This is a genomic window from Pseudoalteromonas sp. A41-2, from assembly GCF_015767615.1.
In the GTDB taxonomy this organism is placed as follows: Bacteria; Pseudomonadota; Gammaproteobacteria; order Enterobacterales; family Alteromonadaceae; genus Pseudoalteromonas; species Pseudoalteromonas lipolytica.
The window spans coordinates 902,477-929,352 of sequence record NZ_CP065231.1; the positions used below are offsets into that span (position 1 = coordinate 902,477).

The following is a 26,876-nucleotide window of genomic DNA, read 5'->3' on the forward strand; positions in this document are numbered from 1 at the left end:
AGGCTTTTTTGTTTCTGTTGCAAAAAATAGTAACAAGTAATGGTCATAGGCTTTAAGTGTTAAACCGGTCGCTCCTAATACAGTTTCACTCTGGGTTGCTTTTTCTCCTCAAATTGCTCCCAGCTTACGTTTGAACGTTGTAACTCTAATCTCATCGCTAAATACCTGCCGTTTATCGTACTACAACGTCAACGAGTGTAATTTTATGTAAAGTCAGTTGAGCAAAACTTAATGCAATGCTTGAATTACACTCATAAATAGTTATTTTTCAGGTTTTTATGATGAATTGGCAATGTAGGCCAAGTTTAGTTGCCTTAAGTGTGGTTTTGCTAAGTGCATGCGCAAGCCAGCCAACGAATAGTGAACGAGTACCAGAACTTGAAGCTATACCAAACGCTTGGCAACAACTAGACAGTGCTTCAAAAGTATTAGCTGTGAAGGGTAATTGGTTACAGCAGTTACAAGATCCACAGGTGCTGAGCTTAGTTGAACAGGCTTTAGCGAATAATCAGGGGATTTTACAAGCGGGTTATGATGTTGCAATTAAAGAGCAACAACTCGTTGCTGCGGGTGCGGCTTTGTGGCCAAGCTTAGACTTATCAACACGAACTAGCCGCAGTAAAGATAACCGCCCGGTAAATTACAATAATGCAAGTTCAGCATCACTTGAGCTCGGATATGAAGTTGATCTATGGGGTAAGTTGTCGGCGTCAGAGCGCCAAGCTAACTTAGAATACTTAGCAGAGAAAGCGTCGTTTGAGCAAGCTAAGCAGCAGTTAGTTGCTGATGTTGTTTCGGGTTGGTTTAATGTGATCAGCAATCATAAATTGCTCGATCTTTATAAGCAGCGCGAACAAAATGCAGAACAAAACTTATCAATCATTGAATCTGGTTACCGCCAAGGTCTAAACGAAGCACTGGATGTTTACCTTGCTCGCAATGAGCTAAATACAGAGCGTTCAAACATTGCTGAGCAGCAAGCTACGTTAACAAAATCAATTCGTGATTTAGAGCGTTTAACAGGGCAATACCCCAGAGGAGCGCTTACGGTTAGCGCAGACTTACCTTTACTTGATAATGCCATACCACTTGGTTTGCCGTCTGAGCTTATTACCCGTAAACCTGATTTAATGGCCAGTTGGTATCAATTACTCAGCACCGATGCCGGTCTTGCGTATGCGCACAAACAGCGTTTTCCAAGCTTGAACTTATCAGCCTCAATCAGTGATAGCACTGATCGAATGAGTGATTTATTTTCGCCTTCAAGCCTTGCTTGGTCTTTACTTGGCAGCATTTCGATGCCGTTATTTGAAGGCGGACGTTTAAAAGCGAACGAAGAGCAAGCTAGGCTCAATGTTAAACGCCAAGAACAAGTTTACTTAGCGACTCTTTATGATGCATTTAACGATGTTGAAACAGCAATAAGCCAAGAGCAAGCGCTAAAAGTGCGTTACGAAAAAACACTTGAAGCACAAAAAAATGCCATCGCGGCAGAGCAACTTGCTTTTGAGCAATATCAAAGTGGTTTGGTAACGTACACCACGGTTCTGGATGCACAAGACCGCTCTTTTAACGCACAAAGTTCAGTTATTCAAATTAAAAACCAACTTATCATCAACAGAATCAACTTACATATTGCCCTCGGGGGTGATTTTAGTGAAGCAAACACCGAAGTAGCAGAGCAATAATCATGAAAAGCAAAACTCGTAAAATATTAATTCCACTCGTAGTGATAATCGTGACGGTACTTTTAGTGATGTTTATAAAAGGGAATCCGCCGCAAGCTAATCGCTTTTCATCACCTCCTAAAGCAAAAGTGAATGTTGCTGTTGAGAGCCTCACACCGCAAAGCTTTCAAATTATGATCGACAGTTTTGGTACAGTGAAACCGCGCACACAGAGTAAGTTGGTTGCGCAGGCCTCAGGACAAATCATTAAAATAAGTGAGCAATTCCGTGAAGGGGGCTTTTTTGAAAAAGGCGATGTACTTGTACAGCTTGATGATAGAGATCACCGCGCTGAAGTTAAATCAGCGCAAGCCGCACTATTAACCGCTGAACAAAGTTTACTTGAAGAGCAAGCGCGTGGCCGACAAGCAATGACAGATTGGCAGCGCTTAGGTAAAGGCGAAGAAGCGAGTAGCTTAGTACTTCGCAAACCTCAACTGGCAGCCGCAGAGGCGAGTGTATTATCGGCACAAGCCAACCTTGAAAAAGCAAAACTTGATTTAGAGCGAACTAAAATAACCGCGCCTTATGCAGGACGAGTGTTAAGCCGTAGTGTTGATTTAGGCCAAGTTGTTAGCAATAACATGGAAATAGCCATTATTTATGCTGTAGACAGTGTTGAAATTAGGCTACCTATTAAAAATAAAGACTTACCGTTTATTAATTTGCCGGAGCAATTCCGCGATGGTGCTAAAAATAGTGCGGGTTCACTTGTTGAGTTCAGCTCAAACCTAGTAGGCAAACAGCATTGGCAAGGCCAAGTGATTCGTACCGAAGGTGCGATTGATGAAAGTGCTCAGCAACTTTATGTTGTGGCTCAAATTCACGACCCGTATAAAGCCACAAGCGATAACCAGTACCCCATTAAAATTGGTCAATATATTAAAGCGCAGATTAAAGGTAAAACCGTTGAGAATGCTTTAGTTATTCCAAACAGTGCAATTTACCAAGGCAGCTATGTGTACACCGAGGAAAAAGGGGTTTTACGTCGAAAAGACATTACGCTGGCTTGGCAAAATGCAACTCAGGCAATCGTGGCTGATGGTTTATCGGCTGGAGATAATTTAGTGCTTACACCACTTGGGCAAGTAAGTTCAGGTACGCAAGTAACGGTAATGGGCAGCGAAGCTTATCAAGCTACGCGCGCGGATACACCGCGACTAAGCCGCGAAGAGCTTGAAAAGCAAGCAAAAGAGCAAGGCATTACGGTTAAAAAATTGATTGAGCAACGCCGCGCCGCTCGTGAGCAAGGAGCGCAATAATGATAGCTTGGTTCACAAAAAATCATGTTGCAGCTAACTTATTGCTGATCAGCATTTTATTAGCGGGGTTATTTAGCGTTTCAACGCAAATACCGCTTGAGGTGTTCCCATCATTTGAATCTGATCGCATCAGCGTCAGCGTCTCATTACGTGGCTCTACACCTGAAGACGTCGAAAAAGGGGTCACAATCCGAATCGAAGAAGCGGTGCAAGATTTAGAAGGTGTAAAACGCATAACGAGTCGCTCAGCTGAAGGCTCGGCTTCGGTCACAATTGAAGTCGAAACAGGTTATGACCCGCGAGAGTTATTAGCGGATATAAAAAGCCGAGTCGATGCGATTAATACCTTTCCGGTTGATGCTGAAAAGCCGATAGTGTCGCTCGCTGAATGGAAACGTGAAGTAATAGCGGTCACCGTTTCAAGTATTTATGGTGAAAAAGAAACCTTAGAATATGCAGAAACAGTGCGCGATGAATTGTTGCGCCTACCTAGCGTGACTCAGGTTGAGCTAAGTGGGGTGCGCAATTATGAAATTGCCATTGAGGTAAGCAAAGATACCTTGCGTCAATACGATTTAAGTTTGTCGGATATCTCTTCTGCTATTCGTAATTCAAGTACCGATGTCTCAGCAGGTAACTTAAAAACAGAAGGGGGCGATGTGCTTATTCGCTCTAAAGGGCAGGCATATCGTAAAGATGAGTTTTCAAAGATTGTAATTAAGCATCAAGCAGATGGCACGATCATTCGCTTGGGAGACATTGCTAGCATTAAAGACGATTTTGAAGAAACCCCGGTACGCACGCGTTTTAATGGTAAACAAGCCGCCTTTATTGATGTTTATCGTATTGGCCCACAAAGTGCGATTGAAGTTGCAGATGCAGTGAAAAACTTTATTGTCGCACAGCAAGATAACCTGCCTGAAGGCTTCGAATTAAGCTACTGGGATGATGACTCAGAAGTGGTAAAAAGTCGTATTGCAACCCTCACCAGTAATGCGATTCAAGGTGGCATTCTGGTGCTTGCTTTGCTGACACTGTTTTTACGTCCCGCTATCGCATTTTGGGTGTTTATTGGTATACCGGTATCGTTTATGGGGGCATTTTTAGTGATGCCACTATTTGGTATCACATTAAATGTTATTAGTTTATTTGGCTTTATTTTAGTGCTGGGTATTGTTGTGGATGATGCGATTGTCACCGGCGAGAATGTCTATACCCACTTAAAAACAGCCGAAACAGGCGAGCAGGCTGCAATTCGTGGTACACAAGAAGTAGCGACCCCAGTGACATTTGGGGTGTTGACTACGGTGGCTGCATTTTTACCGCTTGCCTTTATTGAGGGTGCGCGTGGTGCTATTTTCGCGCAAATCCCTGTGGTGGTTATTCCTGTATTACTGTTCTCGTTAATTGAGTCTAAGTTTGTATTACCGGCACATTTAAAGTATTTAAAGCTGCGCCACGAAAAGGGTGAGCCTACTAAGCTGGAGCGCTTACAACAGCGTTTTGCCGATGGCTTTGAGCATGCCATTATGAAATATTACCAACCGCTGCTTAATCACGCTCTTAAGAATAAACTGGCAACAGTCAGCTTGTTTGTGGGTATTTTCGTTATTATTTTAACGTTAATTACCAGTGGATGGACAAAGTTTGTGTTCTTCCCGCGCATTCCAAGTGAAACAGTGAGAGCCTCAGTAACATTTCCTGCGGGTACACCGTTTGAAGTCACTAATAAATACGTGATTAAAATGTCTGATAAAGCAAAAGAGCTGCAAGATAAGTACCGTGACGAAGACGGTCAAAGTGTTATTTTAAACATTTTGGCTACTACAGGTGGCCGTGGTGGCGCGTCTAATTCGGGGAGTGTTCGGTTTGAAATTATGCCAGCAGAAAAACGCGAATCAGACATTGGCTCTCGAGAACTTGCGAGTGAATGGCGCGATTTAATTGGTATTATCCCCGGTGCGGAAAGCGTGACCTTTCGTGCTGAATTTGGTCGAACATCGAGCCCTATCGACGTACAGCTAACAGGCAATTCAATATCGACACTTGAGCAAGTTGCAGAAAAAGTAAAGCAACGATTGGCAACATACCCAACAGTGTACGAAATTGCCGACAGCATGTCCGATGGTAAAGAAGAGCTGCAAATAGAGCTAACAGAGCAAGGTTTAGCGCTTGGTTTGAATCGCGTTGATGTGTCGCAGCAAATACGTAACTCGTTTTTTGGTGCGCAAGTACAGCGCATTCAGCGTGGTCGTGACGATGTACGTGTCATGGTGCGCTTACCCATTGATGAGCGCCGTTCAGTAGCCGATTTAAAAGATATTCTTATAAATACACCTAGCGGTGGTACGGTGCCATTGTCGCATGTTGCCACTTTAGTGCCGGGACAAAGCCCGTCATCAATTTACCGTATTGACCGATACCGTACGCTTAACGTGACTGCCGATGTTGAAAAATCAAACACCAACATGACAGTGCTGCAGGCAGACCTAAAATCGTACCTTGATGAACTAATGCAGCAATTCCCTGGTGCAGACTATTCGCTTGAAGGTGAAGCTAAAGAGCAGCGTGAGTCATTTGGGTCGCTAGCTTGGGGGCTGGTGTTTGTGTTTTTCATTATTTATGCGCTGTTGGCAATACCGTTTAAATCGTATATGCAGCCATTGATTGTCATGAGTGTGATCCCCTTTGGCATGATAGGTGCGGTAATGGGGCATTGGATCATGGGGATGGAGCTTACCATTATGAGCTTGCTCGGTATGCTGGCCTTGATTGGCGTGGTTGTGAATGACTCACTGGTGCTGGTTGATTTTATCAATAAAAAGCGCGAGGAGGGCGGTGACCTTCTCGAAACAGTTAAAATGGCGGGAGCATCGCGTTTTCGCCCAGTAATGCTTACCAGTTTAACCACTTTTATTGGTTTAATGCCGTTGTTATTTGAAAAAGCCACACAAGCACAATTCTTAATCCCGATGGCGGTAAGCCTTGGGTTTGGGATTATTTTTGCAACCCTTATCACCTTATTACTTGTTCCGGTTAATTACTTATTGATGGAACGTTTTCAGGGATGGTTTAAATAGGCTTGAGACTAGGTACTCGTTATTAGATTCTAAATACAAGTACTCAGTGCTATAACGCGGGGTAAACCTGCTGCTACAGGTAAAAAAGTGGCGGCGGATTTATTCCGCGTTTTTATTCGTAAGTAGATTCGAGCGTAGCGAAATCAAGTAAGTTAGCAAATTCTAAAGATTAAAGATAAACCGAAGGAGGCGTTTAAATGCCAAATGGTCTAGGTGAGAATTTATTCTGCGTGCAAAAAATACAGTTTAGAAAAATATAAAATGAAAGTATTGATAGCTCGTAGCTCGTAGCTCGTAGCTCGTAGCATGAAGTAATGAAGGTGTTCCCCAAGTATGCGGTGCCCGGTGTCAGTCCTGAAACCTTGAGGTTTCAGGGCGGGAATCTGCGGTCTACCGTAGGCTTCTCGGTACATGCCGAGCTTGCACAATAGTAAACGAACAGAAACCCTAACATAAAATTTATCGGCTCAGGGACTTAACCAAGCTCCAACACCCTAGGGAACATATTCAGTATATAAGACAAGTTTCAATCATTAAACCATAGAAACCAAAAAAGCGGATCGTTCGGGTAGTTTTTCCCCACCTTTAACGAGGCATTTACTTTTCAGATTGCTTTTTGACCTCAATCATACAATTAATTGGAGTTGCGATTTATCGAGTGGTAGCATGGCGTTACTGAGACGAACAAAGAAAAAGTTATGAGTACGTTACCTGATTACCAGCAAGCGCAATTGCTATTAGAAAAAAATGAAATTTTTGTCGCACCCGCCGAAGCCCATGGCGTAATAAGTGGCTTACTTGCTTGTGGCATTAATATTGAAGCCGACGAGTATTTAGGCTTATTAAGCGATGTTTTCAATGATGGTTTAGCATTCAATACCGATCTAAAAGCGTTTTTTGCCACTATATATACACAGGTTGTGGCGAGTTTTGGTGACGATGAATTTCAGTTCGATTTATTCTTGCCAAGTGATGACGAGACCCTAGTTGACGTAGCAAACGGCCTAGTGTCTTGGGTGTCGGGTTTTATGCTTGGTTTCGGTTTAAAGCAAAAAGACTATGGCAAATTGTCTGCGGACGTAAAAGAAGTTATTAGCGATTTTAGCGAAATTACTCGCTTGGATACTTTATTCGAAGAAACCGAAGAAGACAGCCAAGCACTACACGAGGTGATCGAGTACGTGCGCGTTTCTGCCTTATTATGTTTTGCTGAACTCGGTAAAGAGCAAACAGATAAAAGCACTAAAAAGACCCTTCACTAATTAAATTACAGAGGTTTAGCATGTTGTCTATTGCTATCGATAAAGCTGAATTTAAAGCCCGTCGCGAGCGTTTACTTGCGATGATGGACAAAAATAGCATCGCGATTATTCCTGCAGCTGCTGAAGTTACACGCAGTCGTGATACCGAATACGCATTTCGCCAAGACAGTGACTTTTTCTACTTAACGGGTTTTAACGAACCCGATGCAGTGTTAGTGCTTTGCCCATCAAGTGACACGCCAAGTACGCTTATCTGTCGCAATAAAGATAAATTAGCTGAAATTTGGCATGGCCGTCGAATTGGCTTCGAAAAAGCGAAATCTGAGTACTTATTCGACGCAACCTGTCCACTTAGTGAACTAGATGAACAATTATTAGATTTGGTGAACGGCCAGCAGATTTTATTTTATGCACAAGGCACTTACCCACATTTCGATACGAAAATTTGGGACTTATTAAGCACGCTTCGTGGTGCACCAAAAAAAGGTTACAAAGCGCCTCACACTATTAAAGATATTCGTGGCCTAGTACACGAAATGCGTTTATTTAAATCTGACGCTGAACTAAACATTATGCGCACTGCTTGTGAAATTAGTGCGCAAGGCCATATTCGTGCGATGCAATTTGCAAAACCAGGCGCAACTGAATATCAGCTAGAAGCAGAACTGCATCATCACTACGCAATGAATGGTGCTCGCCACCCAGCATATGGCACCATTGTTGGCAGTGGTGATAACGCCAATATACTGCATTACACACAAAACGACGCCGAACTAAAAGAGGGCGACCTAGTACTGATTGATTCAGGGTGTGAGCTTGAGGGTTATGCAGCAGACATTACTCGAACATTCCCTGTGAATGGCAAGTTTAGTGAGCCACAAGCCGCGCTTTATAATATTGTACTTGCGGCGCAAGAGGCTGCATTTAGCCAAGTGAAACCCGGTGGTAGTTTATCTAAAGCCAATGAACTGGCTTCAACGGTATTAACGCAAGGCTTAATTGACTTGGGTATTTTAACGGGTGAGCTTGATGAGCTAATGGCAAACCAAGCCTGTAAAGCGTTTTATATGCATGGCCTTGGCCATTGGTTAGGCCTTGATGTGCATGATGTAGGCGAATACAAGCTTGACGAAAAAGAGCGCGTATTTGAGCCAGGAATGGTCTTAACTATCGAACCCGGTTTATACATCAGCGAAGATGCCAAAGCACCTGCGCAATACAAAGGTATTGGCATTCGTATAGAAGATAACTTACTTGTCACAAAAGAGGGTCATGAAAACCTGACACTCTCAGTACCTAAAACTATCAGTGACATTGAAGCAGTGATGCAAGGCAAATAAAGGCTAGGAGCAAACGTGGCAGAGCAGTTTGATGTTGTCATTATCGGCGGTGGTTTGGCTGGCGCAAGTTGTGCATTAGGCCTAAAACACAGCAATAAACAGTTATCAATCGCTGTGATTGAAGCAAATGAAGTAAGTGCAAACTATCACCCAAGCTTTGATGATAGAAGTATTGCACTGGCTCAGCAATCGGTTCAATACTTACAATCCATTAATGCATTTGATTGCCAAGCGCAATTTGCTGCTGCAATTGAAAAAGTAACGGTTTCTGACCGTGGTCACTTTGGTAAAACCCACATTGATTGCCATGAATATGCGCAAGATGCACTTGGGTATGTCGTTGAGGTGAATCCATTTGGTCGCAGCTTGCACCAGCAGTTAACTCGCACAGATGTGAGCCTGTTTTGTCCTGACACGGTTGCTAAACTTGAGTACCAAGCCGATGCTGCGAACGTTACTTTAAGTTCGGGCGAACAGCTGAGTGCAAAACTGGTGGTTATAGCCGACGGTGCTAATTCGAGTAGTCGAAAGCTGGCTAATATTGAGTTTAATACGCGCCCTTATCAGCAAGGCGCGATCATTGCCAATATTGAAGTGGCGGGTGGTCATCATCATCACGCATTTGAACGCTTTACCGAGCATGGCCCGATGGCGCTTTTGCCCATGAGCAATAACCGTTACTCGTTAGTATGGTGCATGGAGCCTGAGCATATAGATGCGCACATGGCGCTTTCAGATGATGCATTTTTAGCTGCCTTGCAAAAGTCGTTTGGCTATCGTGCCGGCACGTTCAGTAAAGTTGGTATGCGTGCCAGCTACCCGCTGGTGTATGGAAAAGTAGATGCGCTAAGCAGCCATCGCACTGTACTTATAGGTAATGCTGGTCATGCTATTCATCCCATTGCGGGGCAGGGCTTTAATTTAGGCTTACGTGATGTGCAACTACTTTGTGATATGGCGCACCGCAGCGATTTAGGTGATTACGCTTTTACCCGCTACTATAGCCAAGTGCGTAGTCAAGATATTGCCACGGTTATGACTTTAACTGACAGCTTGGTGCGGTTATTTTCAAATTCATCGCGAATGCTTGCGCTTGGTCGTAGCATTGGTCTTTTCTCAATGGATTTATTCTCCTCGTTAAAAACCCCGTTAGCCAAACAGTTAATGGGTCAAGTTAAGCAAGGTAAACGGATATGAAACAAGCACAGGTTTGTATTGTTGGCGGTGGCTGTGTAGGCCTTACGCTTGCACTTGGTTTAGCTAAAGCCAATATTAGTGTGGTGGTGATTGATGCCAGTGAAAAGCAGGCGCTTCCGGGGGATGAGTACGGCCTTCGCGTTAGTGCGCTGAGTTTGGCGAGCCAAAGTTTGTTTGAGTCACTGAATGTGTGGCCAGAAATCATTAAGCAACGCGCCACGCCTTATACCTCGATGGATGTACGCGATAAAGACAGCTTTGGCAAAATTCATTTTGATCACAATGATCTCGACTTACCGCAGCTTGGTCATATCGTTGAAAACGACATTATTCGCTACGCTTTAATTAGTGAACTTGAAAAGCAAAGTAATGCCAGCTTATTATTCGAAACCCGTTATCAACAAATACATCAAACAGAGTCCGATGTCTTTATTACACTTGAAAGCGGTGAGCCTGTGATTGCTAAATTGCTGGTAGCAGCCGACGGAGCAAACTCGGCGATTCGAAAGCAGTTCAATATGCCAATTACGTTTAAAGACTATGATCATCATGCCATTGTTGCGACTGTAAAAACCGATGATGAGCATAATCACACAGCACGCCAAGTGTTTTTACCAACCGGCCCTTTAGCGTTTTTGCCGCTGCCTGATAAACACACGCATTCGATTGTGTGGTCAACCAGCCCTGTGCACTGCGAGCAGTTACTAGCACTTGACGATACCGAATTTAATAAAGCACTACTGGCTGCACTGGATGGCCAATGCGGTTTATGCGAAGTTCAAAGTGAGCGCATGGCGTTTCCACTTAAAATGCGTTATGCACAGCAGTGGGTGTCGGGCAAAGTCGTGTTAATGGGCGATGCAGCGCATACTATTCACCCACTTGCCGGGCTTGGTATGAACTTAGGCTTAAAAGATGCCGCTTACCTAATTGAGTTATTAACCAATGAGCAGGGTGAGTTTGCAAGTACACGCACGCTGCGTGATTATGAACGTACCCGTAAGCTTGATGCGCAAAAACACATTGCCATGATGCAAGGACTAAAAGAGTTATTTGCCGGTGCTAATCCGCTTAAAAAGCTCGTGCGCGGTGTGGGGCTTAGCCTTGTTGATAACTTGGGGCCAATTAAACACTTGTTCGCAAAAGAAGCGATTGGTAAGTAATAACTAAGCCGTTGTAAATATTTAAATAAAGCCGTAACTAGCCAGCTAGTTACGGCTTTTTTACGTTTAGCTGAATGCAAAATGATAGCGCTGTCATTTTTGTTAGTGTATGATTAAATTTTTGTGATTGGTATGGAAATTAAACAGCACAATGATGTTTTAAAGCCAGCCAAATAAAAATAATTAATTAAAATAACTAGTTGAGAAAAATTATGGAAGCAACGGTTGAGTGTGACAACAACACAAAACAAAGCATTTGGCTGCCAATGGTATTGGCAGGATCAATGTTTTTTATTCTGGGGTGTATAACGTGGCTTAATGGTGCAATTACACCATTTTTGCAGCAAATGCTTGAGCTGTCGCCGTTACAAGCTTCGTTTATTATTTCTTCGTTTTATATTGCGGTTACTGTTGCAGGTATTCCCTCAGCGATGCTCATAAGACGCGTTGGTTATAAAAATGGAATGGCGATTGGCTGTGCTGTCATGGCGCTGTCGGCGTTAATGTATATTCCTGCCGCGAAACTGCAAATGATCGAAATATTTTTATTTGCACAGCTTATGATAGGTGTAGGTCAAACAATTCTTCAAACGGCTGTTAACCCCTATGTAGTAAAAATGGGCTCTGAAAAATCAGCCGCGGTGCGTGTATGTATTATGGGCTTATTGAATAAGTTTGCTGGAGTTATCGTACCGGTGATCTTTGCTGCGGTCGTTGTAAGCGGTGTAGTCGATGGTGCGGGTAAACTGTCGCAAGAGCAAAAAGACATTATGGCCAATAGCTTAATTATGCCGTATGTATTAATTGCGGGTCTTATTATGTTATTTGCTGCGTTCGCAAAATTTGCGCCTCTTCCTGATTTAGTGTTTGACGAAGGCGAGTCATCAAATGGTAAAGGTGAGTTAAAAGAAACACTTGCTCATCCGCACCTTGTTCTAGGTGTTGTGGGCATTGCTTTGTATGTCGCAGTTGAAGTGATTGCTGCCGATACGATTGGCTCTTACGCTTTGCAAATTGGCGTTGCTGATTACTCCGTTATGACTTCGTACACAATGGCGTGTATGTTGATTGGCTACGCGATAGGTATTGCAACTATCCCACGTTTTATGAGCCAGCAAACAGCACTATTAATGTCGGGTATCGCTGGCATAATCACCGTGCTACTGGTGGTATTTGGTAGCAATGACTCGTTTATTATTTCTAATCTATTACTTGTGCCATTTGGAGGCCCTGAACTCCCTGATCCTTTATTGTGTATCGCGCTACTTGGTTTTGCTAATGCGATGGTGTGGCCTGCAATTTGGCCATTAGCATTGGCGGGTTTAGGCCGCTTAACTGGCACTGCATCGGGGTTGTTGATCATGGGTATTGCAGGTGGTGCTTTAGGTCCGCTGCTGATTGGTTTAGGTAACGTAGCAGGGCTGGGCGCGCAAGGTGCGTATATTGTTATGATCCCAAGTTATCTATTCATTTTATTTTATGCTCTTAAAGGCCATAAGATGAAAAGTTGGAAATAACAATACGTTAAGAATTCAAGTTAGAACAAAGCCGCGACGACCATCATCGCGGCTTTTTTACGAGTTAGCACGACAAACCGCTTATAAATACAAAGAGTTGCGACCCTTACAGCTGAAATTGGCGTTTTAAAATCTCGCCGGTAAAGCTTGTTTTTAAATAAAAGCCGCGAGGCAGGGTTTGGATCACATGCCCATTTGGCCCAATAGCATCAGTAAGCGCTTTACTGTTAGCCGCTTTTGGTCTTATTTGCATGACATCACCCAAGTGTCCCGAAATTTCATCGATACGACCCAGCGCGATAAGTTCCATTTGCTCTTCCCAGTCACGTTGCAACTGTGCATCTTGCTCAGCACTGGGTTGCCATAAAAAACCACTGCCAATGGTACGATTAAATGGCAGAATTTCGCGTTCTCCCAAAATCGGTAACCACAACACATGATTGAGCTTTTTACGCACCGTACTTTGCTGCCATGTAAGACCTGTTACGTTCAATAACGGCGTAACAGAGACAAAAGTTGTCTCTAAGGGTTTACCCTTAAACGAAATAGGCAAGGTTTTTAACTCAATACCAAGCTCTTCAAAATCAGGAGTGGGTTTCGAGCCCGCGGTTGCCCCTAATACATATTCAATAAGCTGACCGGTCCAGCCTTTTTCACGCAGCAAGTCATCGGGTGTTTTAAATTGGTACTGCTCTGCAAGCTGGCCGAGTGTAAGCCCCGCTATTGCATTCACGCGTTGCATTAATTCGTTGATTGAGCTTGGTTTTAGTGGTCGCATACGGCGTTTATTTGATTGTGTTATTAACCTTAACATGATAGCAAATGCGCATTGCCGTGGATATCTTTGTATTTGGGTGTTTTTTGCGCATGTTGAAAGTGAGTTAAAAACAGTCAATTTGTTTTGTGGGAATAACATCTTAATATATTGAAATTTAATGACTTTTGTCGATGTTTGATTTTTGGCTGTTGTATTAATTAGACAGTTGTTTGTATAAATACAGATATATGAACATGTTTATCCACAGTTTCTGTGGAGAAAGTGCTTTTTTGAACTGACTATTGTGGATTTGTTTGCAAAATAAGCATGATTTACAAAAGTTATGCACAAGCTGTGGGTAAGGTGAGAAAAATACGGTTGTAAACTACTATTTTATTAAAAGCGCGTATTTTCGTAATAATTGCTTTCTAACATATTGATTAAAAGCGCTTGTTAAAATGCTAATTTCAAATCTGGTTTCGGCGAAGGTGTAAAGTGTTTGCTGTATCGCAGGTTATGTGGAACAATCAATAAAAATCGACTTACAAATGAGGCACTAAGGTGATTGATGCCGAAGGTTTTCGTGCCAATGTCGGAATTGTAATTTGCAATAATCAGGGACAAGTATTTTGGGCTCGACGTTATGGTCAGCACTCTTGGCAATTTCCCCAAGGTGGTGTCGACGATGGTGAAACAGCAGAGCAAACCATGTACCGAGAATTACACGAAGAAGTGGGCTTGCTTCCTGAAGACGTCGAGATCGTCGCAAGTTCAAAACATTGGTTACGCTACAAATTACCCAAGCGTTTAATTCGCAGAGACTCAAGTCCTGTGTGCATTGGGCAAAAACAAAAATGGTTTTTACTGAAATTACGTTGTAAAGACGAAGATGTAAACTTACTTAAAACTCATCATCCAGAGTTTGATGACTGGCGATGGGTGAGCTATTGGTATCCGGTGAGGCAAGTTGTGTCATTCAAGCGCGAGGTTTACCGTCGTGTAATGAAAGAGTTTGCCCCGTTTGCAATGCCGTTTAATAAACGAGAACAACATAAAGATAATTGGCGACAAAAGCGATAAGGGCAACTTTATCAACTAAATGAAAGGAGCAGCATCATGTTAGCCACGCTCAGATCAATTGCTGAGGCTGTGTCGCAACAAGCGGACTTAAACAGTGCCTTAGCGTGTTTTGTGCAAATGGTAAAAGATGCCATGCAAACACAGTGCTGCTCAATTTACTTTGCTGATTACAGCCAAGACAACTTTGTATTAATGGCCACGCAAGGACTTAACCCAGATGCTGTGGGTAAGTTTAGAATTGGTTTTACCGAAGGCTTAGTTGGCTTAGTGGCGCAACGCGAAGAGCCAATTAATATAGCGTTCGCTAAATCACACCCTCGCTTTAAACTCTCTCCAGAAGTTAATGAAGAAGGCTATAACGCGTTTTTATCTGTGCCTGTGGTGCATCAAAAAAAAGTGCTGGGCGTTATTGTTGTTCAGCAAAAGTTAGCGCGTGTTTTTAGTCCCGATGAAGAATCTTTTTTAATTACACTTTCGGCACAACTTGCATCGCAGCTTGCGCATGCCGAGATCAAAGAGATTTTAAGGCTTGATGAATTCTCGCATCAGACTTCGGTACTCAAAGGGGTATCGAGCGCGCCGGGTATTGCCATTGGTGAAGCTTTTGTGGTGTTGCCTAAACTCGATTTTAAATCGATTGAGTTGCAAAAAGACGATGACATAAGTACGCAACGTAAATTATTTACGCAGGCTGTTGCGGCAACACGCAACGAGTTTAATACGTTATCAATGACATTAAGTGATTCGATTCCGCAAGAAGCGCTTGCGGTATTCGATGTGTATCAGCAACTACTTGATGCAAAAAGCCTAGGCAAAAATGTTGAAGAGCAACTTCAACAAGGCTGGAGTGCAAAAAGCGCATTAAAAATAGTTATCGAAAAGCTGGTGGCGCAGTTTAACGCCATGCAAGACCCATACATAAAAGAGCGCGCAGTAGATGTTAAAGACATTGGTTTGCGTGTTTTACACCACTTAGTTAATACCGAGCATGCGGCAAAACCTTACCCTAAAGACACCATTTTAATTGCCAGTACGCTAACACCTGCCATGCTTGCCGAAGTGCCCAAAGGGCATTTAGCGGGGGTGGTTAGTGTAAATGGGGCAGCAAACAGCCATGCGTCAATATTAACGCGAGCAATGGGGATACCCGCTATTTGGGGTATTGAAGACGTTCCCTTACTGCAATTTGAAGGTAAGCCGATGATTTTAGATGCCTACGCAGGGCGTTTATATATCTCACCTTCGCAAATGCTCCACGATGAATACAGCCAATTAAAATACCAAGAAACATTACTGAATGATCGTTTCGTCGCAGAGCAGAACCTAGATGCGGTCACCTTAGATGGCGAGCACATTAGCTTATTGTTAAATGCAGGCCTTGAATTAAACACAGAGCAAGACAACAAACTGTTTTGTGATGGAGTGGGTTTGTATCGTACCGAAGCCTGGTTTATGCAAAAGGGGCAATTTCCTTCGCAGTCGGAGCAAGAAAAGTGGTACCGAGAAGTGCTTACCAGCTATCACCCGAATCCTGTGGTAATGCGCACCTTAGATATCGGCGGTGATAAAGTATTAGACTACTTTAATATCACAGAAGAGAACCCTTTCTTAGGGTGGCGGGGTATTCGCGTCACCTTGGATCATCCTGAACTATTTTTAGATCAACTCAGAGCGATGTTAAAGGCCAATATCGGTTTAGGTAACCTTAGAATAATGTTACCCATGATCAGTGGCTCTGAAGAAGTCGACGAGTCAATTAAGTTAGTTGAACAAGCGCTGTTCGAACTAGAAGAACAATACCCAGAGCAAGCCATTGACCGCCCAGAAGTTGGCATTATGTTAGAGGTCCCTTCAAGTATATTCATGCTCGAAGAGTGGTCACAAAAAGTCGACTTTTGCTCTGTGGGTAGCAATGATTTAACTCAATATATGCTGGCCGTTGATCGCTCTAATGCGCGTGTTGCAGAGCTCTTTAACCCCTATCATCCTAGTGTGCTGCGAGTGCTACTTAAAGTTGCTCAAGAGTGCCAAAACCATGAATTACCCTTTAGTTTATGTGGTGAGCTTGGTGGTGACCCAGAAGGGGCATTATTACTAATCGCCATGGGGTATCGTCGCTTAAGTATGAACCTTTCATCAATCAGTAAAATTAAATTTGTACTGCGTCGCTTAAAAGTAAGCGATATGGAGGAGCTGCTTAGCGAATGTTTATTGCAGCCTACCGCTAAGCAAGTATTGAGGCTCACACGTAACTTTATGATAGAGCACCAATTGGGTGAGTTATTTTACACCCCTAGCCAAGGGCAAGCATGAGAGTAAATTGTACTGTGAAGCGTTTATATATTCGTTTAGTATATACATATAACAAACTGAATATATGAGTGTGCTATGCATGACGTAATACTTTTAATGGTGTACTGCGCTATTTTAGGCAGTGTAGTAGGGTTTTTAGCCGGTCTGCTTGGCATTGGTGGTGGCTTAATTATTGTGCCTGTACTGAGCGCCATGTTGGTATCATTTAATGTTGCTGACTCAAGCCATGTATTAGTTATTGCCATAGCCACCTCACTTGCTTCCATTATTTTTACGTCTACCTCTTCAGCGTTGGCTCATCATCGTAATGCTAATGTGCCGTGGGAAATTGCTCCTTGGGTCATGACCGGTGTAGGTATTGGTGCACTCGTGAGTGGCTTTGCGGCGAGTTTTATTCCTGAGCAGTTATTACGTTTAGTTTTTGCCACGAGTGTGGTGTTTATCGCGTTACGCATGGTGTTATCTACACGTACCAAGGCTGCAAGTGAAAAACCATTGCCCTCAGGTCCCGTAATTGGCTTTTTATGTGCAATAATGGGGGCGTTATCAGGACTGATTGGTATTGGTGGCGGTGCACTTATTGTGCCTTTGCTGCATTATTTCTCTGTCGATATTAAAAAGGCCATTGGTTGTGCCGCAGCATGTGGTATTGTCATTGCGCTGTTTGGCTCGGTTGGTTATGTGTCTGCAGGTTGGCAAGTAACCTCCTTTAGTGATGGTTTTGCCGGATTTGTTTATTTACCCGCATTAGTCGGCATCGTTATCACGTCGTCATTAATTGCTCCTTATGGTGCAAAAGCGACGCATTATTTACCTGTGGCAACAATAAAAAAAGTATTCGCGCTATTACTTGTCATAATTGCGCTTAAAATGGTGTTTAGTTAAAGGTTTTTATTTTTATGGCTCTTCAATTTCCAGAGATAGATCCGGTTATTTTTTCGGTAGGACCGCTCAGCGTACGTTGGTACGGTTTAATGTATTTAATTGGTTTTGCTTTAGCTATGTGGCTGGCAAACCGTCAAGCTGCAAAACCTAATTCTGGGTGGACGAAAGAGCAAGTAAGCGACTTATTATTTTACGGTATGCTCGGGGTAATACTCGGTGGGCGTATTGGCTATGTGTTGTTTTATCAGTTTAGTTATTTTATTGAAAACCCGTTTTATTTATTCAGAATCGACCAAGGTGGCATGTCATTCCATGGCGGCACACTGGGGGTTATTACCGCAATTATGGTCTTTGCCTGGACACGTAAAAAATCATTGTTAGAGGTCGGTGATTTTGTGGTGCCATTAGTGCCATTGGGCCTGCTAGCCGGCCGCATAGGTAACTTTATTAATGGTGAGTTATGGGGACGCGTAACCGATGTACCTTGGGCGTTTATTTTCCCTACCGGTGGGCCAGAACCACGCCATCCGTCACAACTATACGAAGCATTTTTAGAAGGCTTGGTGCTATTTTTAATTTTGCAATGGTTTATTAAAAAGCCACGCCCAGCAGGGAGTGTCGCCGGTTTATTTTTATTAGGCTACGGCGTATTTAGATTTGTTGTTGAGTATTTCCGTGAGCCAGACGCGCATTTAGGCCTATTTGCAGGTGTGATTTCAATGGGACAAATACTCTCGCTGCCAATGGTATTTGGGGGCCTTGGTTTGTTAATATGGGCCTACATGAAGCCGCAACGACGCGTTGCAAGCAAAGCATAATTAGAGCAAGTCAATGAAACAGTATTTAGATTTATGTCAACGCATTGTTGATGAAGGCGTGTGGGTCGAAAATAAGCGTACAGGCACCAAATGTTTAACCGTTATTAATGCTGACCTTGAGTACGATGTAGCAAACAATAAGTTTCCGCTTATAACAACACGTAAAAGCTTTTATAAAGCAGCCATTGCAGAGTTGTTAGGCTACCTTCGTGGTTACGACAGTGCGGCACAGTTTCGTGATATCGGTTGCATGACATGGAATGCCAACGCGAACGAAAATAAAGCTTGGCTCGAAAACCCGCATCGACGTGGTGAAGATGATATGGGCCGTGTGTACGGCGTACAAGGCCGTAGCTGGCAGCGCCCAGATGGTACACACCTTGATCAACTTAAAAAGGTAATTACTAACTTATCTAACGGCATTGATGACCGAGGTGAAATTGTCACGTTTTATAATCCGGGCGAGTTTGAACTAGGTTGTTTACGTCCGTGTATGCATACGCACACTTTTTCATTACTGGGTGATACTCTATACTTAACCTCGTATCAACGTAGTTGTGATGTCCCACTGGGTTTGAATTTTAATCAAATTCAATGTTTTGTGTTATTAGCGTTGGTTGCACAAATCACCGGACACAAGCCCGGAAAGGCGTATCATAAAATAGCAAATGCACATATTTACGAAAATCAGTTAGAGTTAATGCGTGATGTACAGCTTAAGCGTGAGCCATTTGCATCACCTACACTTAAAATAAATCCAAATATTAAATCACTTGAAGACATTGAAACTTGGGTCACAAAAGACGATTTTGAAGTAGAAGGTTATCAGTGTCACGATGCAATTAAGTATCCGTTTTCAGTGTAAAAAGAAAAAAGTTTAAGGAGAAATCAATGAAAGCAGTGATCCCAGTTGCTGGTCTTGGCACGCGTATGTTGCCTGCAACAAAAGCGATTCCAAAGGAAATGTTACCTATCGTTGACCGCCCTTTGATTCAATATGTGGTTAATGAGGCGATTTCAGCGGGAATTAAAGAAATCGTATTAGTGACGCATTCAAGTAAGAACTCTATTGAAAACCACTTTGATACGAGCTTTGAGTTAGAAGCAACATTAGAAAAGCGTGTTAAACGTCAACTACTCGCAGAAGTACAGTCTATTTGTCCTAAAGATGTCACTATTATTCAAGTACGCCAAGGTGAAGCGAAGGGGTTAGGCCACGCAATCAACTGTGCAGCGCCAATCATTGGTAATGAACCGTTTGTGGTTATTTTACCCGATGTGATTATTGACGATGTGGCGAGCGATCTAAAAAAAGACAACCTTGCAGAGATGATTGGACGCTTTGAAAGTACTGGTCAAAGCCAAATTATGGTTGAGCCTGTGCCACTTAACGAAGTTGATAAGTTTGGTGTGGTTGACCTAGGTGATGCGAAAATTAAACAAGGTGAAAGTGCCGCTATTTTAAATATGGTTGAAAAGCCGCCAATTGATCAAGCGCCTTCAAACCTCGCCGTGGTTGGTCGTTATGTATTAAGTAAAAACATTTGGCCACTTCTTGCAAAAACCCCAGCAGGGGCAGGCGATGAAATTCAGTTAACAGACGCGATTGCAATGTTAATGGAAAAAGAAACCGTTGATGCCTACTCAATGAAAGGGAAAAGCCATGACTGTGGAAGCAAAATAGGCTATTTAAAAGCGATTGTTGAGTTTTCATTACGACGCGATGAATTTAAAGATGAGCTCACCGACTTCATAAAAACGCTGGTTAAATAATCAATTCTATTTGATTAGTTAAAAATGATGTAAAAAAAGTGTCTATATGGCACTTTTTTGTTATTTACATGTCATGCACAATTGTCGATTATTACCTAATTAAGGACTTTTCTGATATACCTTTGTATTAGCAGATTGCTAAGATAGTTATTACAGAAAAGTGCTTAGTTACCCACTGTAGAATAGCTAATTAAGCTATACTCATAAAAATACCTATAATGAAACGGATTTTTACTGCTTTAGGTTGTCGTATATGAAAACTTAAGCTGAGGGTGCTACTAAGTTTTTATTGCAGTTAGTAGAAGCACTGTACTGAAAATATAATAATAAAAAAGCAATTTGTTAGTGTTTTCTTGTTTAATATCTAAACGATATTTCAGGCTTTTTACAGGCAGGTAAGTACTAACAAACGGTCTTCTCAGATTAAGAAGCAAATATATAATGGTACGTTTAAGAATCCTGCTTATGAAATATTGCTTAAAACCGTTGCGTTACAGCGCGTGCCTAATGGTGCTGTTTGTTGTATCGGGTTGTAGTAACCATTCATTACCTACCACATTATTTAATTTTTTGTCGTTTAGTCATCTATTTCAGTCAATGAATGTTCAGGCCAATGAGCAAAGCGTATTAGCAAACGTGCAATCGCTGCCTGAGCTAAGCACAGATGGCACAGAGAGCACAGATAGCGCGTTACCTGCAGCTGGGCTGCCTACTAAAGAAGAGCCAGATTCTATGGCTAAATCAGACGAGCGTAAGAGCAGCGAACAGGTTAAACCTGAATACAGTTTTGCATTACAGCTTGTTGCAGTAAATTCAGAAAAAAACTTAGCCATTACATTTAAAAAAATGAAAGCCTTAGCCCCCGAGGTATTTCAGGGCAAACCGCTATTAAATGTTGAAGTGGCTGATGTTAATCAAAACACCTATTACCGTTTAAAATTTGGTGGCTATAAATACCTTAAAAACGCAACCGCTGATTGTGAAGCCATTAAGCGTCAAGGGCTTGATTGCTGGGTAAGTAATTATACCGATAATCGCATTTACCTATAGCGTGCTGATATAAAGGCTAAAAGCTGGCATTTTATTTGCTGTGCTTAAGCTCTGTTTTTTTAGCTGATGATAAATATGCCAATTTCAACGTTGTTCAAACACTTATTAATTACTGCCAGTGTGAGTCTGTTGCCTGCATGTATGTTGCTGCAACAGCAACCAGAGCCGCTATATTCAGAGCAACAAATACAGCAATTTGCGGCTCAATATCAATCACAGCAGCAAAGTATTGCCCGTTTAACCGAAATGGAAAATGATTTACGCATTATGACGGCCGAACTCAATAGTAAGCCAGACGTGCAAACGCTCTCTGAAGCATCTGAGAGTGATCAAACTCATTCCGATAACGCGTCAATAACCTACAATGATGCCGTAGCGCGAAATGCTCAGGCGCCTGCTGGGGCTCAGCTTGGAGTGTATTTAGACCCAAGCCAAATTAAGCGCCAAGTGTTAATAATGAAAAAACAGTATCCCGGTGCATTTGATAAACTAGAGTTTGTATTTTTAGAACGCCCCACAAAATCACAAACACGGTATGCACTGCGTGTTGGCCCGTTTGCCAACTACAACGAAGCAACCGTGTTTTGTTACCTTGCTAAACAGCTACAACAGCACTGTTTAACTGCGCCTTTTTTAGGCGAACCACTCGACTTATCACGTCGCTAAAACGATTTATACTAAGTAGGCACAGTTATTGCTTTTAATTAACCATGTTCGATATGGGATGGCAATTATGCGTCTACTAGTGTCATTAATATTTTTAAGCTTAGCGGGTTGTAAGCTCTCTGAAGAGCCAAAACCTGTGGTAAGTACAGCAGCACCAAAAGCCGTAATGGCGCCTTATACGGTACACCAGTATGTGGCTGATTTAAGTTCGCAATTAAGCCGAATTCAAGGGGCTTTTAAAAGTAATGCACGCATTGCTGTAACCAGCTTTTACTTGGCTGATGCACTTGATTCGGGCCTTGCAGAAGGTCAGGGGGCAGGGCTTAGTCAACAAATTCAAGAAAGCTTAATGACGCAATTTGCTCAGCTTGGTTACCATACCATTGAGTACCGATTAGAAAATAATTTAAATTTACAATCATCTGCCGATAGTATGTTAAGCAGAAATACAAAAAATTTGCGCCAACGTCAGAATATTGACTTTGTGATCACCGGCACCTTAACGCGGCAACAACATGCCTATATTGTTAATGCCCGTTTAGTGGATGCAGCCGATCAGCGGATCGTGTCTGCAGCCAGTACCGAGATCCCCATTAATGTAATGTGGGGAAGTGAAAAAGTTCAGCAGCGCGGTGGCATGATCTACCGCAGTGAATACTAATTAGGAGTCCACTCATGAGACGTTTACTACTCAGCTTATGTTTACCATTAGGGTTCGGCTGCGCACAAATGATGTCACCCTCACAAACGATAGACACCAAAGAGCCACAGCTTACCCGCAGTGAGCGCGCGGTTGCCGCACCACAAACAAATGTGTCGGTTTATCAAAGTAGTCAGGCCGTTAAAAATAACACCACCTTTACCGCAGCCCCTACGCGCAAAAATATAAATCATTATGTACGTGGATTAATGCAAGACATGGCACAAAATCTTCAATACGTTAGTGATAAAACACCCCTTGCCGTATCGAGTTTCATCTTTTTAGATGATCAATACAACACATCGAGCTTACTAGGTAATCAAATTGCCGAAAGCTTCATGCACGAACTGCATACGTTTGGTGTGCCTGTTGTTGATTTTAAAACCACAGACTACATTCGTGTAACCCCAAGCGGTGATTTTGTGTTTAGCCGTGATTATTTAGAGTTGAGTCAAGATCAAAACTTTAATTACGTACTTGCAGGCACGTTAGTAAACCACCAAGGTGGTGTGTTGGTAAATGCACGTATTATTGGGCTTGCCAGCAAAGCTGTGGTTGGCTCGGCACAAGGCTTTATTCCGCAGTCAGTGGTTGATGCTCTTGATAGTAGCAACCGTACCGACGGTATTATGCTTAAACAAGCGAGTGAGTGAGGTAAGCTATGAGCAAGTTTAAACTTGTTGCATTAACCGCCGCTATGACACTCAGTTTATCTGGGTGTGAGTTACTTAGCCAAGCGCCTGAGCCAAGCAACCAGACTGCGAGCAACGCACCAACTAACTATGATATAAACACCATGATGCTACTTGCTCAGCAGCAAAATGAATCAGAGTTACAAACCAATAGTCGTCAATTTAAGCCTTATCAGCATTATAAAACGTTAGGTAATTACGTTGAACAAATGGCGCTTGATATAGCCGACACCATGCAACAAGAGTCCGAGCTTGGCATAGCCGTGACCTCGTTTGTCGATTTAAATGAAAGCCTACAACAAAGTAACCAACTTGGTAATCAAGTGGCAGAAACCTTGTATCATCAACTGCAAAAATTTGGCTACGGTGTTATTGATTTTAAGACGCGCGATAGTGTGGTTATTGATAAAACAGGTGATTTTGTTTTTTCACGCGATATCAACGAATTAACCAAGCGCCGAATTGCAAGCCATGTGTTAGCGGGTACCTTAATTTATCGCCCCAGTGGCGTTGAAGTGAATGCCCGCGTGATCAACTTAACCACCAAGCAAGTTGTCGCCACCTCAAACAAAGTAATCCCGTACTTTGTGCTGCAAAATGAGTCGATACAGTCGGCAACAGCCCAGCTAAACTAACAAAAATTAATACCAACCGGCTAAAACCGTAGTCGGTTGGTATAATCTCTTGATTACCAAAGCCTTAGCCCGTTATAATTTTACGAGTTGCATACCGCTAGTGACCGTCACTAGAAAAACCAGCGCAAACGTGGCCTCTTAGTTAAATGGATATAACGGCCCCCTCCTAAGGGGCAGTTACAGGTTCGATTCCTGTAGGGGCTACCAATAAAATCAATTAGTTGCCATTCTAACTCTTTGTGTTTCATTTTATGTGTAGCATATTTGTAGCATATTTGTAGCATATTTGTAGCAGGGGCCATGCCCGATTAAATAAATTAAGGTTTATCTGTTGATATTGCCAAGTATTGATGAAAGGAGTTCTTTATATATTGTAGTCATGGCACTGAAGGCACCATGACTTGAAATGATACTCTGTCATTAAGAGTGCAAACTACTCTTTTTGATTTGTTTTATTCTGTCAACTATATACGTTAAATCCTCGAAGTAAGGCTGAGATAATGCTAGACTTTTTAACGACTTATTGGTGTAACCGTCATTAATCCGATACAGGCATTTATCATAAGCTCCAGTTTTACAAGGCTTACAGTTAGATATTTCATTATCATGGCATTTTGACTGCAAATCATTAATTGCTCTTAATAGCTCTATTGCAAATAAATCAAGTAACCATTTACCTTTGGTAATTCTTTTTAAAGTTTCTAACGAGTTAGTAAGGTTTTTCTCATTCGCAAATAAGTTTAAAGCCTCTTTTTTATTTTCAAGTTCTTGTCTAATTTTTGGATCTTTTGTTCGGCCATAGTTATATGAATAAGAAAAACATGATTCATATTCAGGCTCTAAAGCTTTTTTCAGTGCTTCGAGTGAAAAGTAATAAAGATCGAGTAATTTATTTGATACTTCATCCATGACCTTTTTACAAAGCTCATCTGTAATAAGATCTCTATTCGCTTTACAACATATACTCAGAATTCTTTGAACAATTTCTTTAGCTATAAAATGACTTTCAATTGAATAATAATTTAATACTAAAATTGGCTCAAGTTCAGGTAGCTCTAACCTGAAGTCTCTAACATCTTTGTCTATTATTGCTAAGATGTGCTCATCTAATCTATGGGTTTCACTTTTTAAAGAATTTAGCTCTTCTATTGCACGTATAACTTGATCACATCCCTCACCAAAGCCATCAATATTATCAATTGAATATACTTCATAGTTAAATTCGACATCAGGTGCTAAATTATCATAGACTGAAATATCATCTATACCTTCTACAATTAAAGCTGGTACTCCAGTGATAATTGCTTCATTGAGTATTTCATCGATTTCATAAAAACAACTCTCCACTTAAGATCTCCTAACCAAAAGCTTAGAAAGATAGTCTGGATTTCTTTTTGCAAGTGCAGGAGAGTGAGAAGCAACAATTATCTGAGTTTTGGGTAGTAGCTCTGAAAAAATTGACATTAGCTCTCTTTGCCATTTTATATTTAGCGAGATTTCAGGTTCATCTATAATTAAGAAATTTCTATCTTGACCCTCAAATAACACTAATGCTAAGAAAGTTAGAATATGTCTTTCACCACTAGATAATTCGTTTACGGAATGTCGCTCACCATCAATTCGGACAAAAACCTCTTGACCATTCACAACAAGTTTTTTGTCACCAATTAAATAAGCGTTGAAGCGTTCAACAAGTAAATTTATAGCGCTTAAAATTAACTTTTCGACTTCCAGTTCATCAATCATATTTTGGAATAATTCACTAAGTAATGAGTGTTCTAATATTTTTTCTAGTTCTCCTTTTTGGTTGATTTTACCTAAAATGTTAACTATGCGAGTTTTGAAATTATTATCCTCGCCATCATCTAAAGCCTCTATTATTCTGTCTTTGCTTTCTAAAATTCGGGGGCCGAGGTTTTGACGTTCTGGGTGAAATTGACGCGGTGAGCTATTTTCAACGTCAATTGCTACAGACAAAGTGTCAAATAAAGCACTTTGTATTTTTTTAGTTGCTGTGAATCTTGCAATTCTGTATCGCTGAAGTAATAACTCTTCAATATTTTCAATTTTTATACTTTGTAGGTACAAGTGACTTTTGTTGAAATCTATTTCGGGTCTTCTGTTTCTATTTCTGACTGCATTTTTTCTTCTAAGGAAATAAGATAATTCCTCAGAGAGTTCAATTATCATTTTACGGGAATAACTAATACCTCTTTCTCGACCAAAAAATTGGCTCTGCCATTTGGGGTGCATAAAAAAATCAAGTAGAACGTCAGGCTCAATTTTCATGGATTGTGTGCTAATACCCCTCTCTACACCTAAAGATAAAGATTTAGAGCTAGATAGAGGGCTCTCATCGAAACTAGCCCAATCATAGCCATGCTCTGATAATACAACAGAGACTCTTGTTTCTTTATGACCATCAAATACATCACAGTTAATTGATCTTATACCTATTGCTAAAAGAGCTTCATCATCCTGTGATAAAAATGAATTAATTGCTTTTAAAAATGTTGTTTTTCCACAACCATTATCACCGAAAATTACAGTTACATTTTTTGCTGACATATCAACAGTAGCTATTCTGTCATCAGCTTTGAAACCATTAAACTCTATTTTCTCTATTCTCATTCTGGATCCATCTTTTGAGATTAAGGCTTAAAACAAGCTTGTTAGTGGTTACATTAAATTGCCTATTTCTAACCATGTAGAGTGATTAATTTAGTTAATTCATGAAACCAGTTTTGGCAGGTGAGAGGTTTAAATAAATTGTTTAGCGATTAGCTCTCCCTGCAACGCATACAATTACTGTACCATTACACATAATTTAGAAAAGCATTGCAATAAATTTAATAAAAACAGGTTAAATATCGTTTTATTAAATCACTATATAGTACAGTTATTTACAGAACTCCAAGTTAGAGCTTTCTTGCCATTCTGCAAGCGGGTAGCTAAACCG

The 26,876-nt window shown here is 41.7% G+C and carries 21 protein-coding genes, 1 tRNA gene, 1 other RNA gene and 1 pseudogene; 20 read left to right on the forward strand and 4 right to left on the reverse strand.

All coding sequences use genetic code 11. The annotated features are described in order from the left end of the window. The first annotated feature begins 281 nt into the window (after window positions 1-281). The 3 genes and pseudogenes from IT970_RS04255 (at window position 282) to IT970_RS04265 (ending at window position 6,069) form a co-directional block, all read left to right on the forward strand. Window positions 282-1,710, forward strand: a pseudogene (locus IT970_RS04255) (efflux transporter outer membrane subunit). Next, complete coding sequence (locus tag IT970_RS04260; RefSeq protein WP_182396178.1) at window positions 1,691-2,989, forward strand: efflux RND transporter periplasmic adaptor subunit; 1,299 nt, start codon at window positions 1,691-1,693, stop codon at window positions 2,987-2,989. Before IT970_RS04255 ends, IT970_RS04260 begins: the two are co-directional and overlap by 20 nt. Continuing rightward, entirely contained in the window at window positions 2,989-6,069 is a 3,081-nt protein-coding gene (locus IT970_RS04265) for an efflux RND transporter permease subunit (RefSeq protein WP_065978401.1), read from the forward strand. Before IT970_RS04260 ends, IT970_RS04265 begins: the two co-directional genes overlap by 1 nt. A 320-nt stretch (window positions 6,070-6,389) precedes the next feature. Here IT970_RS04265 and ssrS read toward each other — a convergent pair. After that, window positions 6,390-6,573, reverse strand: a non-coding RNA gene (gene ssrS / locus IT970_RS04270) — 6S RNA. 194 nt (window positions 6,574-6,767) lie between these two features. Here ssrS and IT970_RS04275 point away from each other — a divergent pair. The 5 genes from IT970_RS04275 (at window position 6,768) to nagP (ending at window position 12,548) form a co-directional block, all read left to right on the forward strand. Beyond that, a complete protein-coding gene (locus IT970_RS04275; RefSeq protein WP_036970422.1) occupies window positions 6,768-7,331 on the forward strand; it encodes a UPF0149 family protein in 564 nt (187 codons plus the stop codon). Window positions 7,332-7,351: 20 nt separating this feature from the next. After that, window positions 7,352-8,671: a Xaa-Pro aminopeptidase gene (gene pepP / locus IT970_RS04280; protein ID WP_065978400.1), complete on the forward strand. Its 1,320-nt coding sequence runs from the start codon at window positions 7,352-7,354 to the stop codon at window positions 8,669-8,671. Window positions 8,672-8,686: 15 nt separating this feature from the next. Beyond that, complete coding sequence (ubiH, locus tag IT970_RS04285) at window positions 8,687-9,868, forward strand: 2-octaprenyl-6-methoxyphenyl hydroxylase (protein WP_065978399.1); 1,182 nt, start codon at window positions 8,687-8,689, stop codon at window positions 9,866-9,868. Next, window positions 9,865-11,031 (forward strand): FAD-dependent monooxygenase, encoded by a 1,167-nt coding sequence (locus IT970_RS04290; RefSeq protein WP_036970414.1) that lies wholly within the window; start codon window positions 9,865-9,867, stop codon window positions 11,029-11,031. Before ubiH ends, IT970_RS04290 begins: the two co-directional genes overlap by 4 nt. Before the next feature lie 212 nt (window positions 11,032-11,243). Beyond that, window positions 11,244-12,548, forward strand: coding sequence for an N-acetylglucosamine MFS transporter NagP (gene nagP, locus IT970_RS04295; protein WP_036970411.1), 1,305 nt, complete (start codon window positions 11,244-11,246; stop codon window positions 12,546-12,548). Window positions 12,549-12,654: 106 nt separating this feature from the next. On the opposite strand, the gene mutH is transcribed toward nagP, so the two are convergent. Beyond that, window positions 12,655-13,326 carry a DNA mismatch repair endonuclease MutH gene (gene mutH / locus IT970_RS04300; protein WP_036971710.1) on the reverse strand — a complete coding sequence of 224 codons (672 nt, stop codon included), beginning with the start codon at window positions 13,324-13,326 and terminating at the stop codon, window positions 12,655-12,657. A gap of 540 nt (window positions 13,327-13,866) precedes the next feature. On the opposite strand from mutH, the gene rppH reads away from it, so the two are divergent. The 12 genes from rppH to IT970_RS04360 all read left to right on the forward strand — a co-directional run bounded on the left by rppH (window position 13,867) and on the right by IT970_RS04360 (window position 24,124). Further along, window positions 13,867-14,385 (forward strand): RNA pyrophosphohydrolase, encoded by a 519-nt coding sequence (rppH, locus tag IT970_RS04305; RefSeq protein ID WP_196857630.1) that lies wholly within the window; start codon window positions 13,867-13,869, stop codon window positions 14,383-14,385. A gap of 36 nt (window positions 14,386-14,421) precedes the next feature. Beyond that, window positions 14,422-16,698: a phosphoenolpyruvate--protein phosphotransferase gene (gene ptsP / locus IT970_RS04310; protein ID WP_074989476.1), complete on the forward strand. Its 2,277-nt coding sequence runs from the start codon at window positions 14,422-14,424 to the stop codon at window positions 16,696-16,698. Between the two features lie 75 nt (window positions 16,699-16,773). After that, the gene (locus IT970_RS04315) at window positions 16,774-17,583 is read left to right on the forward strand and encodes a sulfite exporter TauE/SafE family protein (protein ID WP_074989477.1); all 810 of its coding nucleotides are present in this window, start codon (window positions 16,774-16,776) and stop codon (window positions 17,581-17,583) included. A gap of 14 nt (window positions 17,584-17,597) precedes the next feature. Next, window positions 17,598-18,401 (forward strand): prolipoprotein diacylglyceryl transferase, encoded by an 804-nt coding sequence (gene lgt / locus IT970_RS04320; RefSeq protein WP_036970400.1) that lies wholly within the window; start codon window positions 17,598-17,600, stop codon window positions 18,399-18,401. Window positions 18,402-18,414: 13 nt separating this feature from the next. Beyond that, a complete protein-coding gene (locus tag IT970_RS04325) occupies window positions 18,415-19,266 on the forward strand; it encodes a thymidylate synthase (protein WP_036970397.1) in 852 nt (283 codons plus the stop codon). 26 nt (window positions 19,267-19,292) lie between these two features. After that, window positions 19,293-20,174 carry a UTP--glucose-1-phosphate uridylyltransferase GalU gene (galU, locus tag IT970_RS04330; protein WP_065978397.1) on the forward strand — a complete coding sequence of 294 codons (882 nt, stop codon included), beginning with the start codon at window positions 19,293-19,295 and terminating at the stop codon, window positions 20,172-20,174. Between the two features lie 465 nt (window positions 20,175-20,639). Then, window positions 20,640-21,224 (forward strand): SPOR domain-containing protein, encoded by a 585-nt coding sequence (locus tag IT970_RS04335; protein ID WP_196857631.1) that lies wholly within the window; start codon window positions 20,640-20,642, stop codon window positions 21,222-21,224. A gap of 75 nt (window positions 21,225-21,299) precedes the next feature. After that, window positions 21,300-21,890: a hypothetical protein gene (locus tag IT970_RS04340; RefSeq protein WP_196857632.1), complete on the forward strand. Its 591-nt coding sequence runs from the start codon at window positions 21,300-21,302 to the stop codon at window positions 21,888-21,890. 67 nt (window positions 21,891-21,957) lie between these two features. Beyond that, a complete protein-coding gene (locus IT970_RS04345) occupies window positions 21,958-22,551 on the forward strand; it encodes a FlgO family outer membrane protein (RefSeq protein WP_036970392.1) in 594 nt (197 codons plus the stop codon). 14 nt (window positions 22,552-22,565) lie between these two features. Next, window positions 22,566-23,243, forward strand: coding sequence for a FlgO family outer membrane protein (locus tag IT970_RS04350; RefSeq protein ID WP_036970388.1), 678 nt, complete (start codon window positions 22,566-22,568; stop codon window positions 23,241-23,243). A gap of 8 nt (window positions 23,244-23,251) precedes the next feature. Continuing rightward, complete coding sequence (locus IT970_RS04355) at window positions 23,252-23,917, forward strand: FlgO family outer membrane protein (RefSeq protein ID WP_118844075.1); 666 nt, start codon at window positions 23,252-23,254, stop codon at window positions 23,915-23,917. Window positions 23,918-24,049: 132 nt separating this feature from the next. Further along, window positions 24,050-24,124, forward strand: a tRNA-Arg gene (locus IT970_RS04360). Between the two features lie 213 nt (window positions 24,125-24,337). Here the strand turns inward: IT970_RS04360 and IT970_RS04365 are convergent. After that, on the reverse strand, window positions 24,338-25,264 hold the full coding sequence (locus IT970_RS04365; protein WP_196857633.1) for a DUF4435 domain-containing protein: 927 nt from the start codon (window positions 25,262-25,264) through the stop codon (window positions 24,338-24,340). Then, complete coding sequence (locus IT970_RS04370) at window positions 25,265-26,548, reverse strand: AAA family ATPase (protein WP_196857634.1); 1,284 nt, start codon at window positions 26,546-26,548, stop codon at window positions 25,265-25,267. Window positions 26,549-26,876: the final 328 nt, after the last annotated feature.

What these genes read in the sequence shown, in the direction of transcription:
- IT970_RS04260 (WP_182396178.1), top strand. Translation starts at nt 1,691, where the DNA reads ATGAAAAGCAAAACTCGTAAAATATTAATTCCACTCGTAGTGATAATC.
- IT970_RS04265 (WP_065978401.1), top strand. Translation starts at nt 2,989, where the DNA reads ATGATAGCTTGGTTCACAAAAAATCATGTTGCAGCTAACTTATTGCTG.
- IT970_RS04275 (WP_036970422.1), top strand. Translation starts at nt 6,768, where the DNA reads ATGAGTACGTTACCTGATTACCAGCAAGCGCAATTGCTATTAGAAAAA.
- pepP (WP_065978400.1), top strand. Translation starts at nt 7,352, where the DNA reads ATGTTGTCTATTGCTATCGATAAAGCTGAATTTAAAGCCCGTCGCGAG.
- IT970_RS04290 (WP_036970414.1), top strand. Translation starts at nt 9,865, where the DNA reads ATGAAACAAGCACAGGTTTGTATTGTTGGCGGTGGCTGTGTAGGCCTT.
- nagP (WP_036970411.1), top strand. Translation starts at nt 11,244, where the DNA reads ATGGAAGCAACGGTTGAGTGTGACAACAACACAAAACAAAGCATTTGG.
- mutH (WP_036971710.1), bottom strand. Translation starts at nt 13,326, where the DNA reads ATGCGACCACTAAAACCAAGCTCAATCAACGAATTAATGCAACGCGTG.
- ptsP (WP_074989476.1), top strand. Translation starts at nt 14,422, where the DNA reads ATGTTAGCCACGCTCAGATCAATTGCTGAGGCTGTGTCGCAACAAGCG.
- IT970_RS04315 (WP_074989477.1), top strand. Translation starts at nt 16,774, where the DNA reads ATGCATGACGTAATACTTTTAATGGTGTACTGCGCTATTTTAGGCAGT.
- lgt (WP_036970400.1), top strand. Translation starts at nt 17,598, where the DNA reads ATGGCTCTTCAATTTCCAGAGATAGATCCGGTTATTTTTTCGGTAGGA.
- IT970_RS04325 (WP_036970397.1), top strand. Translation starts at nt 18,415, where the DNA reads ATGAAACAGTATTTAGATTTATGTCAACGCATTGTTGATGAAGGCGTG.
- galU (WP_065978397.1), top strand. Translation starts at nt 19,293, where the DNA reads ATGAAAGCAGTGATCCCAGTTGCTGGTCTTGGCACGCGTATGTTGCCT.
- IT970_RS04335 (WP_196857631.1), top strand. Translation starts at nt 20,640, where the DNA reads ATGAAATATTGCTTAAAACCGTTGCGTTACAGCGCGTGCCTAATGGTG.
- IT970_RS04340 (WP_196857632.1), top strand. Translation starts at nt 21,300, where the DNA reads ATGCCAATTTCAACGTTGTTCAAACACTTATTAATTACTGCCAGTGTG.
- IT970_RS04345 (WP_036970392.1), top strand. Translation starts at nt 21,958, where the DNA reads ATGCGTCTACTAGTGTCATTAATATTTTTAAGCTTAGCGGGTTGTAAG.
- IT970_RS04350 (WP_036970388.1), top strand. Translation starts at nt 22,566, where the DNA reads ATGAGACGTTTACTACTCAGCTTATGTTTACCATTAGGGTTCGGCTGC.
- IT970_RS04355 (WP_118844075.1), top strand. Translation starts at nt 23,252, where the DNA reads ATGAGCAAGTTTAAACTTGTTGCATTAACCGCCGCTATGACACTCAGT.
- IT970_RS04370 (WP_196857634.1), bottom strand. Translation starts at nt 26,548, where the DNA reads ATGAGAATAGAGAAAATAGAGTTTAATGGTTTCAAAGCTGATGACAGA.